The 16,161-nt window shown below is 68.9% G+C and carries 19 protein-coding genes; 11 read left to right on the plus strand and 8 right to left on the minus strand.

What is annotated here, in order from left to right:
- Positions 1 to 54: 54 nt before the first annotated feature.
- On the plus strand, positions 55 to 906 hold the full coding sequence (locus ABDK56_RS04045) for a PAS domain-containing protein (RefSeq protein ID WP_349806862.1): 852 nt from the start codon (positions 55 to 57) through the stop codon (positions 904 to 906).
- 35 nt (positions 907 to 941) lie between these two features.
- Entirely contained in the window at positions 942 to 1,196 is a 255-nt protein-coding gene (locus ABDK56_RS04050; RefSeq protein ID WP_349806863.1) for a glutaredoxin domain-containing protein, read from the plus strand.
- Here the strand turns inward: ABDK56_RS04050 and ABDK56_RS04055 are convergent.
- On the minus strand, positions 1,193 to 1,819 hold the full coding sequence (locus ABDK56_RS04055) for a PilZ domain-containing protein (protein ID WP_349806864.1): 627 nt from the start codon (positions 1,817 to 1,819) through the stop codon (positions 1,193 to 1,195). The two genes, ABDK56_RS04050 and ABDK56_RS04055, sit on opposite strands and share 4 nt — an antisense overlap.
- 132 nt (positions 1,820 to 1,951) lie before the next feature.
- Here ABDK56_RS04055 and ABDK56_RS04060 point away from each other — a divergent pair, with 132 nt between their 5' ends.
- Positions 1,952 to 3,361: a L,D-transpeptidase family protein gene (locus ABDK56_RS04060; protein ID WP_349806865.1), complete on the plus strand. Its 1,410-nt coding sequence runs from the start codon at positions 1,952 to 1,954 to the stop codon at positions 3,359 to 3,361.
- Here the strand turns inward: ABDK56_RS04060 and ABDK56_RS04065 are convergent, their stop codons facing one another.
- Positions 3,362 to 4,642: a serine hydrolase domain-containing protein gene (locus tag ABDK56_RS04065; protein WP_349806866.1), complete on the minus strand. Its 1,281-nt coding sequence runs from the start codon at positions 4,640 to 4,642 to the stop codon at positions 3,362 to 3,364. It abuts the gene before it with no gap.
- Positions 4,643 to 4,782: 140 nt separating this feature from the next.
- Between ABDK56_RS04065 and ABDK56_RS04070 the strand changes: the two genes are divergently transcribed.
- The 4 genes from ABDK56_RS04070 to ABDK56_RS04085 are packed head-to-tail and all read left to right on the plus strand — an operon-like array spanning position 4,783 to position 7,854.
- Entirely contained in the window at positions 4,783 to 5,052 is a 270-nt protein-coding gene (locus tag ABDK56_RS04070) for a lipopolysaccharide assembly protein LapA domain-containing protein (protein WP_349806867.1), read from the plus strand.
- Positions 5,049 to 5,723 carry an orotidine-5'-phosphate decarboxylase gene (gene pyrF, locus ABDK56_RS04075; RefSeq protein WP_349806868.1) on the plus strand — a complete coding sequence of 225 codons (675 nt, stop codon included), beginning with the start codon at positions 5,049 to 5,051 and terminating at the stop codon, positions 5,721 to 5,723. The genes ABDK56_RS04070 and pyrF overlap by 4 nt, the downstream gene beginning before the upstream one ends.
- A gap of 53 nt (positions 5,724 to 5,776) precedes the next feature.
- The gene (gene accD, locus ABDK56_RS04080) at positions 5,777 to 6,637 is read left to right on the plus strand and encodes an acetyl-CoA carboxylase, carboxyltransferase subunit beta (RefSeq protein WP_349806869.1); all 861 of its coding nucleotides are present in this window, start codon (positions 5,777 to 5,779) and stop codon (positions 6,635 to 6,637) included.
- Entirely contained in the window at positions 6,637 to 7,854 is a 1,218-nt protein-coding gene (locus ABDK56_RS04085) for a bifunctional folylpolyglutamate synthase/dihydrofolate synthase (RefSeq protein ID WP_349806870.1), read from the plus strand. Before accD ends, ABDK56_RS04085 begins: the two co-directional genes overlap by 1 nt.
- On the opposite strand, the gene ABDK56_RS04090 is transcribed toward ABDK56_RS04085, so the two are convergent.
- Positions 7,784 to 9,517, minus strand: a complete 1,734-nt coding sequence (locus tag ABDK56_RS04090; protein WP_349806871.1) for an AmpG family muropeptide MFS transporter — start codon at positions 9,515 to 9,517, stop codon at positions 7,784 to 7,786. The genes ABDK56_RS04085 and ABDK56_RS04090 overlap by 71 nt on opposite strands.
- A 49-nt stretch (positions 9,518 to 9,566) precedes the next feature.
- Between ABDK56_RS04090 and ABDK56_RS04095 the strand changes: the two genes are divergently transcribed.
- Positions 9,567 to 10,760, plus strand: a complete 1,194-nt coding sequence (locus ABDK56_RS04095; protein WP_349806872.1) for an aromatic ring-hydroxylating oxygenase subunit alpha — start codon at positions 9,567 to 9,569, stop codon at positions 10,758 to 10,760.
- 12 nt (positions 10,761 to 10,772) lie between these two features.
- Here ABDK56_RS04095 and ABDK56_RS04100 read toward each other — a convergent pair whose 3' ends face one another.
- Entirely contained in the window at positions 10,773 to 11,210 is a 438-nt protein-coding gene (locus ABDK56_RS04100; RefSeq protein ID WP_349806873.1) for a response regulator, read from the minus strand.
- An 11-nt stretch (positions 11,211 to 11,221) separates the two neighbouring features.
- Here ABDK56_RS04100 and ABDK56_RS04105 point away from each other — a divergent pair, with 11 nt between their 5' ends.
- Positions 11,222 to 12,055, plus strand: coding sequence for a pseudouridine synthase (locus ABDK56_RS04105; protein WP_502959262.1), 834 nt, complete (start codon positions 11,222 to 11,224; stop codon positions 12,053 to 12,055).
- Positions 12,052 to 12,588 (plus strand): 16S rRNA (guanine(966)-N(2))-methyltransferase RsmD, encoded by a 537-nt coding sequence (gene rsmD / locus ABDK56_RS04110; RefSeq protein ID WP_349806875.1) that lies wholly within the window; start codon positions 12,052 to 12,054, stop codon positions 12,586 to 12,588. The genes ABDK56_RS04105 and rsmD overlap by 4 nt, the downstream gene beginning before the upstream one ends.
- Positions 12,589 to 12,594: 6 nt before the next feature.
- On the opposite strand, the gene ABDK56_RS04115 is transcribed toward rsmD, so the two are convergent.
- Together ABDK56_RS04115 and ABDK56_RS04120 are read right to left on the minus strand one after the other, a co-directional pair.
- The gene (locus tag ABDK56_RS04115; protein ID WP_349806876.1) at positions 12,595 to 12,981 is read right to left on the minus strand and encodes a hypothetical protein; all 387 of its coding nucleotides are present in this window, start codon (positions 12,979 to 12,981) and stop codon (positions 12,595 to 12,597) included.
- A gap of 20 nt (positions 12,982 to 13,001) precedes the next feature.
- Positions 13,002 to 13,616, minus strand: coding sequence for an SOS response-associated peptidase (locus ABDK56_RS04120; protein ID WP_349806877.1), 615 nt, complete (start codon positions 13,614 to 13,616; stop codon positions 13,002 to 13,004).
- 331 nt (positions 13,617 to 13,947) lie between these two features.
- Between ABDK56_RS04120 and ABDK56_RS04125 the strand changes: the two genes are divergently transcribed.
- On the plus strand, positions 13,948 to 15,075 hold the full coding sequence (locus ABDK56_RS04125; RefSeq protein ID WP_349806878.1) for a hypothetical protein: 1,128 nt from the start codon (positions 13,948 to 13,950) through the stop codon (positions 15,073 to 15,075).
- Here the strand turns inward: ABDK56_RS04125 and ABDK56_RS04130 are convergent.
- Together ABDK56_RS04130 and epsC are read right to left on the minus strand one after the other, a co-directional pair.
- The gene (locus tag ABDK56_RS04130; RefSeq protein ID WP_349806879.1) at positions 15,050 to 15,397 is read right to left on the minus strand and encodes a DUF2794 domain-containing protein; all 348 of its coding nucleotides are present in this window, start codon (positions 15,395 to 15,397) and stop codon (positions 15,050 to 15,052) included. The genes ABDK56_RS04125 and ABDK56_RS04130 overlap by 26 nt on opposite strands.
- The gene (gene epsC / locus ABDK56_RS04135) at positions 15,394 to 16,059 is read right to left on the minus strand and encodes a serine O-acetyltransferase EpsC (RefSeq protein WP_349806880.1); all 666 of its coding nucleotides are present in this window, start codon (positions 16,057 to 16,059) and stop codon (positions 15,394 to 15,396) included. The genes ABDK56_RS04130 and epsC overlap by 4 nt, the downstream gene beginning before the upstream one ends.
- Between the last annotated feature and the right edge of the window lie 102 nt (positions 16,060 to 16,161).

A 16,161-nucleotide genomic window follows, 5' to 3' on the forward strand; every position in this document is an offset into this window, starting at 1 on the left:
AGAATGTATTTTCGACCAATTGACGTTACGAACGACAGCTTTTCGAGACAAAAGATGCCAGAAAATCCGACGTTCGACGTATCGTCCGCCGACCTGAATCGGCGGTTCGGAGAAATCCGCCGCCGGGTGCTCGAAGCCCCGGTCGGGATCACCTATCATGGGCGCCGCGCGCTGATCATCGCCAGCCTCGCCCATTATGAGGAACTCGTTCAGGCGCCGAGTGCCGAGACCGCGTCGGTATGGAAACGAAAGCTGCAGATCGTGCTCGACCATGTCCGCGAGGGCTATCTGTCGATCGACGCCGACTTCAGGGTCCAGACCGCGAACCGGATGGCCGAGCTGTTCATCGGCCGGACCCGCGACGAGATCGTCGGCAAGCCGATCCTCGAGGCGGTGCCGACCATCCGCGACCAGATGCCGACGCTGCGCAGCGTGCTCGAGACCGGCGAGATCGCGCGCTACGAGGGGAATTCGGCGACCCATCCCGACCGCCGCGTCGCGGTGACGATGATTCCCCTCCCCTCCCCGATGGGCGGCGTCGGGATCCTGTTCGACAATGTCACCGAACAGGCGCGGATGCAGGCGTCGCTGTCCGAAAAGGAAGCCGCGCTGAAGACGCTGCTCGATTTCTGCGGCGATCGGGTGATCTTCTCGGTCGATTCGCGCGAACGGATCGACCAGTGGGGGCGCGGGGCCGAGGCGCTGCTCGGCTGGGAAGCGGCGGAGGTAAAGGGCGGCCCCGCCTCGCTGGTGTTCGGCGCGTCCGATCCGCTCCCGGTCGCCGGCGAGCGGCACGCCTTCGAGCTTCGCCACCGCGACGGTCGCACCCTGTCTTTTGTCGGGCCGGCCAAGCCGCTGTCGCAGCAGTCGGCCGCGCGCATCTATATCCTCGAACGCGACGGCTGAGGGAACCCGCCCCGCCGCCCGCGCGTCGAGGGGGCATGACGACAGCAACCCTCACCCGCATGGTCCTTCCCGACCACACCTGCCCGTTCGGCGTCCGCGCCAAGCAATTGCTCGAAGGCGCCGGCTACACGGTCGACGACCATGTCCTCACCACGCGCGAAGAAGTGGACAAGTTCGAGGCCGAGCGCGGGGTCGCGACCACCCCGCTGGTCGAAATCGACGGCGAGACGATCGGCGGCGCGAGCGAGCTCGAACGCTGGCTCGAAGAAAAGGGTCAGCCGGTCGGCTAACCGCGCGCCTGCGTCCGTATCCACGGCATCAGCGATGACCAGCGCAATTCTTCCATCAGCTCGATCCCGGCAAGCCGGCCCTGTTTCCACACGACCTCGCCCGAAGGGATTACGAGCCCGTCGATGAAGATCGAAACGAAGGTGTCGGTGGCTGGAAGCCCATCGCCTTCGACCTGGATCCCCGTGGCGCTGATGTTGCGTAGCGTCGCGGCCGCAAGGCTACCGCCCCAGCGCAGTCCGACGTGGCAGCGAAGCTCGACCCGCGGCATTCGGCGGCGCTCGGCCGTCTGCGCGACCAGCTTGCGGTTCAGCAGCGCGACCATGTCGATCGGCTGTCGGAAGCGGATCGCCGCCTCCTCCCCGCGCGCCCATTCGACCGTCGCCGCCGCGCGTTGCCCGGTGGCGAGCTCGAGCGCGACCTCGGCCCCGCTCAGCGGCGCGTCACGCAGGCGGATCATCGCCCCGCCCGAGGCGATCCGCCGAATCGCGCAGGGTCGCGGCTCGCCCTGCTGGTAGAGCGCGACGTCGTCGAGCGCGCCGAGCGTGTCCGATGCGTGCGCGTCGTGCGGCCACGGCAGCCCGGCGGACATCACGAAAATGGTTTGCGAAGCGCGGTCGGCCATGACGGATCCGAGGATGCGCCGCGGCTTGCTAGCAAAGGCTTAACGGGGATTCGCGCGTTGCGTATTGGCAACGCCGCTCGGTTTTCGACCCCCGCCCTTGAACCCTTGGGATTCAATTGCGTTATTAAGCCCATGCAAGGACGCACTTTTCTGATCGGCGGCATCGCCGCGCTCGGCCTGGTCACCGGCTCCGTTCCCGCTTGGGCGCGCAAGAAGCCGCCGCCCGCCCCGGTCGCCCCGGCGCCGCTTCCCCCGATCGCCGGGATCGATCCCGCCACGCTGGCGGCAGTCGACCGGTTCGAACAGTCGCGCCCCGGCCAGCGGCTGTGGTTCAACGGCGCGGCGCTCTCGCCCGCCGGCTCGGCGCTGCTGGGCCGGCTGCGTTCGGCGAACTTCGACGGCTTTCCGGCCGGCCCGATTCTCGCCGCGCGGGTTTCGTCCGATCTTGCCCAGCAGAATATCGCCGACGCCGATCGCGCGCTGTCGGGCGGCTATGCGATGCTCGTCCGGCTGATGAACACCCCGCCTGCCGGCCTTCGTTATAACGAGCCCGAGGCGATGCCGCGGGTCGCCGGGCCGGACATGCTGCTGATCACCGCGGCGCAGTCGCCCAATCTCCAGTCGCAGGTCGACATGACGCTGCGCCGGTCGCAGATTTATTACGACCTTCGCGCCGCAGCGATCGCTGACGCCGCCTCGCGCGGCGGCACCCCCGACCCACGGCTGATGGCCAACCTCGAACGCGCACGGGCGATTCCCCCCGTCGGCAAGGTGGTCGTCGTCAACCCGGCGACGCAGGAACTGCTGATGGTTCAGGACGGGCAAATCGCCGACCGGATGAAGGTGGTGGTCGGCAAGGTCGAGACCCCGACCCACCCGATGGTCAGCATGCTCCACTACATCACGGTCAATCCCTATTGGAACGTGCCGAGCGACCTCGTGCAGAAAATCCTCGCTCCGCGTGCGGCGCGCGGCGGCGTCGCCTATCTCAATCGCGGGCATTACCAGATCGTCGACGGATTCGGCGCGAAGGCGACGGTGGTGTCGCCGGCCTCGGTCGACTGGAAAAAGGTGCTGTCGGGCGAACAGACGATCCAGATGCGTCAGCTTCCCGGGCCGTTCAACTCGATGGGGCGGATGAAGTTCGGCTTTGCCAATAATTACGGCATCTATCTCCACGACAGCCCGAGCAAGAAACTGTTCGCCGACGACGTCCGCGTCGAAAGCAATGGCTGCGTCCGGCTCGAGGATGCCGCGCGGCTGGCGACCTTCCTTAACGGCAGCGTTCCCAAGGCCGACGGCACCGAGGGTGACCAGCTCGTCCAGCTGCCGCAGGCGGTGCCGGTCTATATCAGCTATCTGACCGCGCAGCCGACCGGCGACGCGGTCCGCTGGGCGAACGACATCTACAGCCTCGACCCGGCCGGCGCCTCGACGCTGGCGACCGGCCAGCCATCGGTGCCCGCCACCCCCGCCGGGCTCTCTTCGCCCACGGTCGCGAGCGAGGCGATGAAGCCGGTGCCGACCAGCGCGACCAACTGATTAGCGGTCGCCGTTGCCGTCGGATTCGTCGGTCGATTGCCCGCCGTGGCCGAGTTCCATCCAGTCGCGAAACGGCAGCTTGTAGAGCATGTCCATCACCTCGAACTCGAGCCCGCCCGGCTGGTTGGTGTTCGAATTCCATAGCGCCACCACCCCGCTCTTGAGCGCGGGGTCGAACAGGATCAGCGAGCGATAGCCGTTGATACCGCCGCGATGCCCGACGATGTGGTGGCCCTCGTAATCGTAGCTTCGCCAGCCGAGCCCGTACATCGGGTCGTGAAGCCGCTCGAGGAACTTGCGCAGATGCTGCCGTTCGAGCGGGGTCGCGACTAGCGGCGCGTGGATCGTGTCGAGCAGCTTGGGGTCGAGCACCAGCGGCATCTCGCCCATCTGCGCCAGCATCCACATCGCCATGTCGCGGATGTTGCTGTTCATCCCCCCCGCCGCGGGAACGCGGTAATAGGCGTCGCTCATCGGCAGCGGTCGCCGCCCAACGCTGTGCGGCCGCGCCCAGCTCTTCGCGCTTTCAAGCCCCGCCATGGTGGTCGAGGCCGAGGTCATGCCGATCGGGTTGAACAGCAGCTGCCGCGCGGCCTGGTCGTAGCTTAGCCCGGTCTTCTTGATGACGATCTCGCTCGCCGCGTCATAGGCGACGTTCTGGTAGTTCCAGCAGGTCCCCGGCTTGCACACCGGGTTGAGCCCGCCGAGCTCGCCGCGCAGCGCGTGCGGGTCGGCGCCTTCCTCCAGCTTGTTGTCGAGCGCGTTGCGATAAAGGCCGAGCCGGTGGCTGAGCAGGTCGGTCACCGTCGCCCACCGCTCGGCCGCCATCGGCAGGCGAAGCGAGGTGCCGAGGTCGGCGATCGGCTCGTCGAGCGAGAGCTTGCCCTGCTCGGCGAGCTTGGCGACAAGCGTCCCCGCGACCCCCTTCGAGCAGCTCGCCCAGCGGAATACCGTGTCGGTGGTGACCTTGTCGCCCGATCCCTCGATCGTGTCGCCATAGCCCTTGAGGAAGGTGATCCGCCCGTTCTCGACGACCCCGACCGCCATGCCGACCATCGCCGGCCGCGTGATCATCTGCTGCAGCCGGGCGTCGAGCGCGGCATAGTCGATGGCGTGGCGTGCGTTGGGATCGACCTGGACCAGCCGGACGCGGACCGCTTCCTGCGCCTTGGCGCGGCGGTCGGCGGGCGCGACCGAGTGCGAGCCGTGCGAGGCGACGACCGCGACAAGTCCGGCGACCGCGGCGAACGCGGCCAGCCCGTATTTGAGTTGGCGTTCCAAGCAGATCCTCCCCGGCCCGCCTTGGCGGGCGCGCGCGGCCCGCTCAATCCGGGCGGGGAAGCGGCTGCGTCCAAGCGAGTGCGACAGGCGGTGAATCGAGTCGGCTGGCGCTCGACCTTGCCGGGGGTTAAGGCGCGTCGATGCGTTTCCTGAAAACCCTGCTGTGGCTCAGCGCGGCGATGATCGTGCTGCTGTTCGCGATGCGCAACTGGCAGAACGTCACCGTCGCGCTGTGGGGCCCGGTCGAGCTCGACATCAAGCTGCCGCTCCTGCTGCTGCTGGTCGGCCTCGTCGGGATGCTGGTCGGCTGGGCCTTCAGCACCACGCGCCAGCGGCGGCGAACGCGTGCCTTGGCCGTCCCGCCGCCGAATCGCCCCGCCCCGATCGCCAGTGAGGAAGAGATATTTTGACCAGTCCCGTGTTCGTGGCGATCGACACCCCGGACCTCGCGCGCGCCGAAACGCTGTCGCAAACGCTCGCCGGGTCGGTCGGCGGGCTCAAGCTCGGCCTCGAATTCTTCGCCGCCAACGGCCCGACCGGGGTGGCGCGACTGGCCGAGGCGGGCCTGCCGGTGTTCCTTGACCTCAAGCTCCACGACATCCCCAACACCGTCGCCAAGGCGGTCGAGGCGCTGCGCCCGCTCGCGCCCGCCGTGCTGACGGTCCACGCCGCTGGCGGCCGGGCGATGCTCGAAGCGGCGAAGGCCGCCGCGCCCGACGGGTGCAAGGTCGTCGCGGTCACCGTGCTGACCAGCCTCGACGCCACCGACCTCGGCAGCATCGGCGTCGCGGGCTCGCCCGCCGACCAGGTCGCGCGGCTCGCCGACCTCGCCCGCGCTTCCGGGCTCGACGGAATCGTCTGTTCGGGGGCCGAAGTCGGCGCGGCGCGGGATCGCTGGCCGCAGGGCTATTTCGTCGTCCCGGGCATTCGCCCGCCCGGCGCCGACGTCGGCGACCAGAAGCGGGTGATGACCCCGCGCGAAGCGCTGGATGCCGGGGCGTCGATGCTGGTCGTCGGCCGCCCGATCACCGCCGCCCCCGATCCCGCCGAAGCGGCGCGCGCGATCGCGGCCGCGCTCTAGACTCGGCCCGGCACAGCGCCTACCTCGCGCGCCCGGTATTGGAGAGTGTTCGAATGAGCTGGCTGAGCAGCGTCCGCAAGGGCATCACCTCGCTGACCACCAAGCGCCAGAGCGAGGAAAACCTCTGGCACAAGTGCGGCAAGTGCGGGTCGATGGTCTTCACCAAGGAATGGGAAGACAATCAGAAGGTTTGCCCGCGCTGCGACCATCACGACCGGATCGGGCCGACCGACCGCTTCGACCATCTGTTCGACCGCGGCCAGTATGACGTGCTGGCGACCCCCTCGGTCGCGCAGGACCCGCTCAAGTTCAAGGACAGCAAGCGCTACGCCGAACGCATCAAGGCGGCGCGCGCCAAGACCGGCGAGGACGACGCGCTGATCAACGCGCGCGGCAAGATCGACGGGCGGATCGCGGTGATCGGGGTGCAGGATTTCGCCTTCATGGGCGGGTCGATGGGCATTGGCGTCGGCGCGGCGTTCGTCGCCGGGGTCCAGGCGGCGATCAAGGCCAAGGCTCCCTACATCCTGTTCACCGCCGCCGGCGGCGCGCGGATGCAGGAGGGCATTCTCTCGCTGATGCAGATGCCCAAGGCGACCGTCGCGCTGGCCGAGCTGCGCGAGGCGGGGTTGCCCTATATCGTCGTGCTGACCGACCCGACCACCGGCGGGGTCACCGCCAGTTACGCGATGCTCGGCGACGTCCAGCTCGCCGAGCCGGGGGCGCTGATCGGTTTCGCCGGGCAGCGGGTAATCGAACAGACGATCCGCGAGAAACTGCCCGAGGGATTCCAGCGCGCCGAATATCTGCTGGAGCACGGGATGATTGACATGGTCGTCCACCGGCACGCGCTGAAGGACCGGCTCGGCCGGCTCATCGGCTACCTCGCGCCGGGGAAGAAGAAAGCCGCCTGATGAAGGAGGTGATCCGCTCGGCGGATCCCCGCGTCGCCGCGCTGATCGCCCGGCAGGCGACCCAGTCTAAGGATCGCGACCAGATCGGGCTCGAACGCATTACGGCGCTGCTCGACTCGCTCGGCCGCCCGCAGGACGCGCTGCCGCCGGTTTTCCACGTCGCCGGGACCAACGGCAAGGGCTCGACCGTCGCCTTCCTCCGCGCCGCGCTGGAGGCGGCGGGGCATCGCGTCCACGTTTTCACCAGCCCGCACCTCGTCCGCTACAACGAGCGCATCCGGCTGGCCGGGCGGCTGATCGACGACGAGCGGCTGGCACGACTGATGGGGACGGTGCTCGACGCCAACGAGGCGATCGGCGCGAGCCTGTTCGAGGTGAACACGGCGGCCGCCTTCCTCGCGTTCGGGGAGGTCGCGGCGGACGCGGCGATCCTCGAGGTCGGGCTCGGCGGGCGGCTCGACGCGACCAACGTGATCGAGGCGCCGCTGGTCACCGGCATCGCCAGCATCGGGCTCGACCACCAGCAGTTCCTCGGCGACACGATCGGCGCGGTGGCAGTGGAGAAGGCGGGGATCGCCAAGCCCGGCGTGCCGCTGGTCGCGCTCGCCAACCTGCCCGAGGCCGAGGCCGCGTTCGCGCGGGTCGCGGCCGAGGTCGGCGCGCCGCTCCGGCTCGAAGGGCGCGACTGGGCGATCGACCCGTCCCTCAAGCCCGCGCTTCCCGGCGCGCACCAGGTCCGCAACGCCAATCTCGCGCGGCAGATGCTGGACGCGCAGGACCGGTTCGCGGTCGGCGAGGCGAGTTTCGCCGCGGCGCTGACCGCGACCGACTGGCCGGCGCGGTTCCAGCGGCTCGCCGACGGCCCGCTCGGTGCGGTCGAGACCTGGCTCGACGGCGCGCATAACGAGGATGCCGCCTGCGCGCTCGCCGCGCTGCTCGCCGATGTGGGCCCAATGCACCTTGTCCTCGGTGTCCTCGCCAACAAGGACGCCGGGGCGATCGTCGGCGCGCTGAAGCCGCACGCGCTCAGCCTGAGCTTCGTGCCGGTGCCCGACCATGAGCATCACGATCCCGATGCGCTCGCGGCCCGGTTCGGCGGACGCGCGGCGGCCTCGGTCGAGGAGGCGCTCGCCCCCCTCCCCGCGCCTAGGCTGGTTGCCGGTTCGCTGTATCTGGCTGGTCGGGTGCTTTCGCTAAATCGGCAGCTTCCCGACTAGCCCGCCGCTCGGCGCGCGACGAGCGGATCCACTCGAGCAGCACGAACAGCGCCGAAAGGAAGCCGAACGCCGCGGTCCAGCGGAAGGTGGTGGCATAGCCGTACTTATCGAACGCCTCGCCCACCGCGCCCTTGCCGAGCGTACCGACGAGGAAGGTCAGCGACGACAGCAGCGCATATTGAACCGCGGTAAACTTCTTCGAGACGATCCCCGACAGATACGCGACGAACGCGGTCAAGGCGATGCCGGTGGCGATGTTTTCGTAGCTGATCGCCAGCAGCAGCCGGACCATCCGCTCGTCAAACCCGAATACGCCCACCAAGCGGTCGAGCATGAGCGCGTGACTTACCGCGTCAATCCGCGGCCCACCGTCGGCAAGGTCGGCGTAGACGAGGTTGCCGGTTGGCGGCAGCAACGACCCGAGCAGCACCGTCGGGAACTTGCCGATCCGCGCGAGCAGGTAGCCGGCGAAGCTGATCCCGATCATCGTCATGATGATCCCGAAAACCTTCGACGCGAAGGCGACCTCGTCCTTCGTGTACTTGAGATAGTCGAGATAGAAGGGAAAGGCGAAGCTAGACCACAAGTTATAGCAGAGCGCGTAGGTCAGGATGAAGCCGATGATGACCAGCACGCCCCAGCCAAGCCGCCGCGACAGCTCGGCCAACGGGGCGACGAGCGCGCCGTAGGTGAAATCCGCCGCCGCGCGCACGCCGCGCGCCGGTTCGGCGGCCTCGTGCTGGGTCGCTGCCCCACGCGCCTGCAGCCAGTTGAGCGTCGCCGCGACGACTAGCGGCACGAACACGGTGGCGACGATGATCCACGGACCCCACGCCTTGGTGAAATCGCCGACCGAGGGCGGCTTCACGCCAGCCGGCCGCTCGGCGAGCATCGAGACCATGAAGATGACGATCTTGCTGATCGCCCAGGCCCAGGCGGCCGCGACGATGGCCATGGCGATTGTCCGGCTCCGGCGATCGATCTCGCCCTTGGCGGCGATGCCTTCGAGCATCTCGCGGCCCGGCGGGCGCGGCGTGTCGGGCGCGACGGTGACCGCGATTACGAGGATCACCGCCATCGCCCCGGCCATCAGCTGGAATACGTTGGGCCAGCTCATCCGCGCGGCAAGGAACAGCGCGATCGCGCCGCCAACGATCGAGGCGATGCGATAGCCGAACTGGTAGACCGCCGAGAGCAGCTCGACGCTGGTCACTTCGTCGGCGACGTCGATCCGCCACGCGTCGACCGCGACGTCCTGCGTCGCCGAGGCGAAGGCGGCGACGAAGGCGATCAGCGCGAAGGTGCCGATATTGGTCAGCGGGTCGGTCACCGACAGGCCGAGCAGCGCGAGCACCAGCACCGCCTGGCAGAAGGTGATCCAGCTCTTTCGCCGCCCCAGCCGCGACAGGCCCGGAAGCGCGAGCCGGTCGACCGCGGGCGACCACAGGAACTTGAACGAATAGGCCAGCCCGATCCAGCTGAGCACGCCGATGGTGGCGAGGTTGACCTTCAATTCGCCGAGCCACGCGTTGAGCGTCCCGATCAGCAGCGCGAACGGCAGGCCCGAGGAAAAGCCGAACGCCAGCATCGAGCCCGACTTGCGCGTGCTGAGCGCCGTTCTGAGCAGCTTGAATCCCTTCGGCCGCGCCGCCTGTCCCGCCATTCGCTATTTCCCTCCGCTTCGCACCCTTAGCCTAGCGCGCGCGACGCGATTGGCCAGCCCCGCTTGCGCGGCGACCGTTTCGGGCGCACCGTTCGCCGCGATGGATTTTCCGCTCCAGCCCCGCCGCCCGACCCCCGGCCAGCGCGCGCTCGCCGAGGCGCTGGCGCGCGGCGAGGCGATGATGGGCGAGGGCATCGAGCAGCTTCCCGCCGCGACCTATACCGACCCCGACCGCTTCGCCGCCGAGATGCGGCTGTTCCGCACGCTTCCGCAGCTGGTCGCCCCCTCGGCGCTCCTGCCCGAGGCGGTCAGCGCGGTCGCACACGACGGCTATGGTTCGCCGCTGCTGCTGACCCGCGGCGCCGACGGACGCGCGCACGTGCTCGCCAACGCCTGCCGCCATCGCGGCACCCGGCTGGTCGACGGCGACGAGGTGGTCGGGGCGAAGCGGATCGTCTGCCCCTATCACGCCTGGGCCTACAAGCCCGACGGCGAATTGAGCGGGATGCCTCGCGCCGAATGCTTCCCGGGGTTTGACCGAAGCGCCAACGGACTACGCGCCTACCCCAGCGCCGAGATCGGCGGGCTGCTGTTCTACGCCGAGGACGAACAGGCCGACTTCTCCGACCTGCGCGCGCTCGAACCCGACTTCGACGCCTTCGGCATGGCCGGGCTTCACCTTTACGAGCGCCGGGTCCACGACGTCGCCGCCAACTGGAAGCTGATCGTCGACGCGTTCCTCGAAAGCTATCACGTCCAGCGGCTCCACGCGCAGACCATCGCCCATTTCTTCGCCGACGGGATCACCGTCGCCGACCGGGTCGGCCCGCACCAGCGCGCGGCGGTCGGGCGCGCGGCGCTGCTCGAACGCGCCGACCTCGACGACATGGCCTCGCTGCGCCGCGCGGTGACCTTCACCTACGCACTGTTCCCCGCCTCGATCGTCGTGGTGAGCCCCGACTATATCAATCTGCTGGTATGCATGCCGCAGTCGGTCGGGCGAACGCTGGTCGAGGATTATATGCTGATCCCCGAGCCGCCGCAGACCAACGAGGCCGCGGCGCATTGGCAGAAGAGTTGGGCGCTGCTCGACGGTGGCGCGTTCGGGACCGAGGATTTCGGCGCGGCGGCGCGCTGCTATCGCGGGCTGGCGAGCGGGACGATCGAGACGGTGACGCTAGGCACGCTCGAAAACGGGATCGCCGACTTTCACCGCCGGATCGACGCCGCTCTCGCGCGCTGACGCCGCGACCGGTCAGGCCGGGTCGACCGCCGTCTCGTAGAGTTCCATCCCCTTCGGCGGGCGCGCCTTTTCGCCGCCGAGCTTCGCCTCTACCGCTTTCAGCGCCGCGCGCAGCGTCCGGTCGGTATAGGGCTTGAGCAGCGACCCGATCGCCAGCTCGCGCGCCTGCGGCGGCGGACTGCCGGTCACGAACAGCACGGGAATCGACCGGCGCCTGGCTTCCTCGGCCAGCTCGACCCCGCCGCGCTTGCCCGCCAGCCGCACGTCGCTGAGGATCAGGTCGACCTTTTCCGAATCGAGCGCCTCGACCGCAGCGGCATAGGTGTCGAGCGTCGCCACCACCTCGTATCCTGCCGCGTCGAGCATCGATTCATTATCGAACGCGGTCAGCGGCTCGTCCTCGACAACAAGGATCCGCTTGACGATACGCTTGCGCCTGCCGAACAGCATCTGCACATCCTATGACGAAGACTACACCCCCGCAACGAACGAGACGCCCGCCGGTGCCACGCCGCGGCCCACGCCCCGGCCCGCCGCGCGAGGACGGGCCGCAACGCATCGCCAAGCTGCTCGCGCGCGCCGGAATCGCGAGCCGCCGCGACATCGAGCGGATGATCGCCGACGGCCGGATCGCGCTCAACGGCGAGGTGCTGACGACCCCGGCGACGCTGCTCGAATCGCTCAAGGGCGTGACCGTCGACGGCAAGGAAGTGAAGCCCGCCGGCGCGGCGCGGCTGTTCCTGTTCTACAAGCCCGCCGGGACGCTGACCGCCGCGCGCGATCCGGCCGGACGCCCGACGATTTACGACAAGCTCCCCGCGGGCCTGCCGCGGCTGATGCCGGTCGGGCGGCTCGACTATCATACCGAAGGGCTGCTGCTGCTGACCAACGACGGCGAACTGAAGCGCCAGCTCGAATTGCCGAGCAGCGGCGTCGTGCGCACCTATCGCGCGCGCGCCTTCGGCGACGTCAGCCAGGCGCAGCTCGAAACGCTTGCCGAGGGAGTCGAGGTCGACGGCGTCCGCTACGGCTCGATCGACGCCAACCTCGAGCGGCGGACCGGGCGGAACGGATGGATCCAGCTCAGCCTGACCGAGGGCAAGAATCGCGAGGTGCGGCGCGTGTTCGCTCATCTCGGGCTGCAGGTATCGCGGCTGATCCGCGTCGCTTACGGCCCGTTCACCGCCGAGGGGATGCGCAGCGGCCAAATCGGCGAGATCGACCGCGAGACGCTGTTCCGCTTCCGACATTCCCTCAAGAGCCAGGCGCCGAAGCGCGAGGCACCGGAAGCGTGAGGATCATCGCCGGCGAGTGGCGCGGGCGGAAGCTGGTCGCGCCCGCCGGGATCGCCACCCGCCCGACCGCCGACCGCACCCGCGAGACGCTCTTCTCGATGCTCGCCAGCCGGCTTGGCACGTTCGACGGGCTGGCGGTCGCCGACCTCTACGCGGGCAGCGGCGCGCTCGGGTTCGAAGCACTGTCGCGCGGCGCGGCGAAGGTGACGGTGGTCGAAACCGACCGGGCCGCGCTCAAGGCGATCGAGACCAATGCCGCCACGCTCGGCGCGAGCGCGAGGATCATAGTCCGCGCGACGTCGGCCGCGCGGCTCGCCCCCGGCGGCCCGTTCGACCTCGTGCTCGCCGACCCCCCTTACGCACCCGGATCGGGCAGCGCGGCAGTCGCGGCGGTGGCGGCGGCGAACTGGCTTGCGCCCGGCGGCTGGCTGGCGGTCGAGACGATGCGCGGCGAGACGGTCGAGCCCGGTCCCTACACGGTCGAGGCCGGGCGCGACGTCGGCCGCGCCCGGCTCACGCTGCTGCGCAACTAGCGCGCACTATTTCTTTTTCGCGGCGTCCTTCAGCGCGCTGAACTCGTTCATCAACCGGGTGCCGATCGCGGTCGCGGCGGCCTTGCCGGCGTTCTTGACCGACGATTTCTTGTGCTTGCCGTCCTTGTCGGTGATCGCCTCGGCGAGCGCGGCGACCGCGGCGGTCGCGCCGACCGCGATGAGGTCGGCGACCAAGGGCGAATCGGCCAGCTTGCTCAGCGAATCGAACGCGCCCGACGCCTTGGCCTTGGCCTGGTCCTTCACCTTGACCTTGGCCTTCGTGCCGTCCTTGGCCTTTTTCGGCTTGGCGGTCTTCACCCGGATCTTGACCCCGCCGAGGTCGGCGGTGACTCCGCGCTTGGTCTTTTTCTTCGGCTCGTCCGACTTCGCCATCGTCCCGATTCCTTCCCTGTTCAATCCAGTTCGATACGCCGCATGTCGGCATCGGGAAAGGGAACCGCAAGGGCGCATGCCTGTTCGCGCTCGTGCCGAAGCCAATCGAGCGCGTCGCCCGCGCGAAGCATCACCGGCATCGCCTTGGGATGGACGGTGCCGACCGTATCGTTCGGGGCGCAAGTCAGGAACGCCATGAAAGGCCCGTCGCTTCCGTCCTTCGCCCCCGGCCGCCACAGCCCCGCGAAGGCGAACAGCGGCTCGTGCTCGTGAAGGCCGAACCAGACCTTGGCCTTGCGCTTCGTCACCGGGTCGGGCTCGGCGGTCCATTCGCAAAAGCGCGTGACCGGGACGATGCAGCGCCGCGTGCGCTCGCTCAGCGCCGAGCGCCAGAAGGGGCTGTCGAGGTTGCGCACGTTGGTCACCGGGCGCCCCTTCGCCGCCGCGGGACCGGGGAAACCCCAGGTCATCGTCTCGAGCTTCAGCCGCCCCTCACCGGTCTCGCGAAGCACCGGGGCGGCGCGACCCGGATAGATTTCGTCAAACGGCGGCAGGTTGGCGGTATCGCCCTCGAACGGCCCGAACAGCCGCTTCAATTCGTCGACCGTCGCGGTCATCGTGTAAAGATTGCACATACCCGCCTGAGCCTTACCACGCCGCGACGAACCGTTCGCCGTTAATATCGACGTCGCATGGTTAACGCGGGTTGCCGGGGCGAGGTGAAGCGCGAACAGTCGCAACCAGAGGCCGGGGAGGCCGCCGGGCGGGCTTCGGTCCGCCCGGCCTCACCGAGCTTCGCTCGAACCCTCGAGTACGAGTTTCGAGACCGGCCGGCGCCAACCCCCACCCCCTGATCCGGCGCCGGCCACCCTCGTTTCCGCCCCTCCTCACCCGGCTCGAGCCTGGCACTGTGTTGACAGCCTAACACACCCATGTCATCCCGTCCCGCATCAGGGAGGTTTCGACATGTACACACAACAGGATCTCGACGACGCGGTCGCGGCCGGCGCGCTGAGCGCCGACAGCGCGACCGCGCTTCGCGACTTTATGGACCGGCAGCGGCGCAGCCCGAGCGTCGACGAAGAGCAGTTCCGCCTCATCACCAGCTTCAACGACATCTTCGTCTCGATCGCCGCGGCGATCCTGCTGTTCGCGGTTGGCTGGATCGCCCAGTCGATCGGTCAGGCGATCGGCTTCGCCATCCATGACCAGGGTGGCAGCGACTCATACGGGCCGAGCCCGCTGATCGGCTTCGCCATCGCCGTCACCTCGTGGTTCCTCGCCGAGGTGTTCACGGCGCGTCGCCGGATGGCGCTTCCCTCGATCCTCCTCCTGCTGACGTTCGTCGGCGGTGTTCTCGCGGGGACCGGCTTTCTCGGCGTTATCGTCAGCGGGATCGATCGAGTCCGCGAGGATTCGCCGACGACGATGGCAATGCTCGGTGCAATCTCGGCGGCAGTCGCGGCGGCGGCGGCTTATCTTCACTGGCGCCGCTTCCACGTCCCGATCACCGTCGCCGCCGGTGCGGCCTCGATCGCTATGGTCGTCCTCGCGCTCATAGCATCGACGCTCAACCTCGAAGCCGTTCAAAGCCGCGACATTCTCCTCGGCTTCACGCTGCTGCTGGGCGTCGGCATGTTCCTGTTCGCGATGTGGTGGGACGGGACCGATCCGTCGCGCACGACCCGGCGCAGCGACGTCGCCTTCTGGCTCCACCTGCTCGCCGCGCCGATGATCGTCCACCCGGTGTTTACCCTGCTCGGGTTGACCGCGGGCAGCATCTCGATCGCCGGCGGGCTCGCGGTCGTCGCGCTTTACGTCGTGCTGGGCATCACCGCGCTGGCGATCGACCGCCGCGCGCTGCTGGTGTCGGCGCTCGCCTATGTGCTCTACGCGCTCACCGAGCTGTTCAAGAGCCTTGGCGCGGTCCAGCTCAACGTCGCGCTCACCGCGCTGGTGATCGGCTCGGCGCTGTTGATGCTGTCGGCCTACTGGCATTCGGCGCGGACGCTGGTGGTCAAGGCGTTGCCCGCCGCGCTCCAGGCACGGCTGCCCGACCTCAACCGGGTCAGTCTTCCCCAACCAGCCGCATGAGCCGCCGCTCGAGCGGGGCGAGCACGTTCGCGAGATCGTGCCCCCGCTTGAGCACCGCGCCATGTTCGGACACGAGCGCATACGCCCCCTGCTTCAGCCGAAGCCGGGGGCGTTTCTCGATCCGCACCTCGGGCCGCTCGGCGGTGCGGCGAAACGCCGCGAACACCGCCACCTCGGGCGAAAAGCTCATGCCGTAATCGCGCCAGTGGCCCGCCGCGACCATCCTGCCGTAGAGGTCGAGGATGCGCTGCAGCTCGATCCGGTCGAAGGCGGCGACCTCCTGCCGGTCCCGTGGCCCCGGGAACGGCGTCACGACGCTCAAGCGCTCTTGGCCTTCGGCTTGCCCGCGTGGCGCGCGCGCAGCGCCCGGATTTCGGTCTCGAGCTCGCACAATCGCGCCAGCAGCGGATCGGCGATCTCGTTGCACGGCGTGCCGTAGGGGACGAAGCCCTCGGCTCGCTCGGCCGCGTCCATCAGCACCGGCTTGGCGGGGATGCCGACCATCGTCGCGCCCGGCACGACGTCCTTGGTCACCACCGAATTGGCCCCGATCCGCGCGCCCTTGCCGACCCTGATCGGGCCGAGCACCTGCGCGCCCGAGCCGACCACCACATCGTCCTCGAGCGTCGGGTGGCGATGCCCGTCGACCCCGCCCGACGGGTTGGTCCCGCCCAGCGTGACGCACTGGTAGATGGTGACGTTGTCGCCGATCACCGCCGTCTCGCCGATCACCGTGAATCCATGGTCGATGAAGAAATTGCGCCCGATCACCGCGCCCGGGTGGATGTCGATCGCGGTCAGGCCACGCGAGATATGATTGACCAGCCGGGCGAGGAAGAACAGCCGGCCGCCGTACAGCCAGTGCGCCACGCGGTGGAACAGCAGTGCCCACGCCCCCGGGTAGATCAGCACTTCCCAGCGCGATCGCGCCGCCGGGTCGCGCGCCTTCACCGAGTCGAGATAATCCGTCAGCGCGTTGGTCATCGACCGGCAATCTAGGCACGTACCGGCGCAATATCCAGCCTCGCCGCGACGCAACATCTTGCGCACGGCGAGGCGGTTGGGCAGTCGTGGCGAAACGAAAAG

It is taken from the genome of Sphingomonas sp. ASV193, assembly GCF_040203355.1.
Classification (GTDB): Bacteria; Pseudomonadota; Alphaproteobacteria; order Sphingomonadales; family Sphingomonadaceae; genus Sphingomicrobium.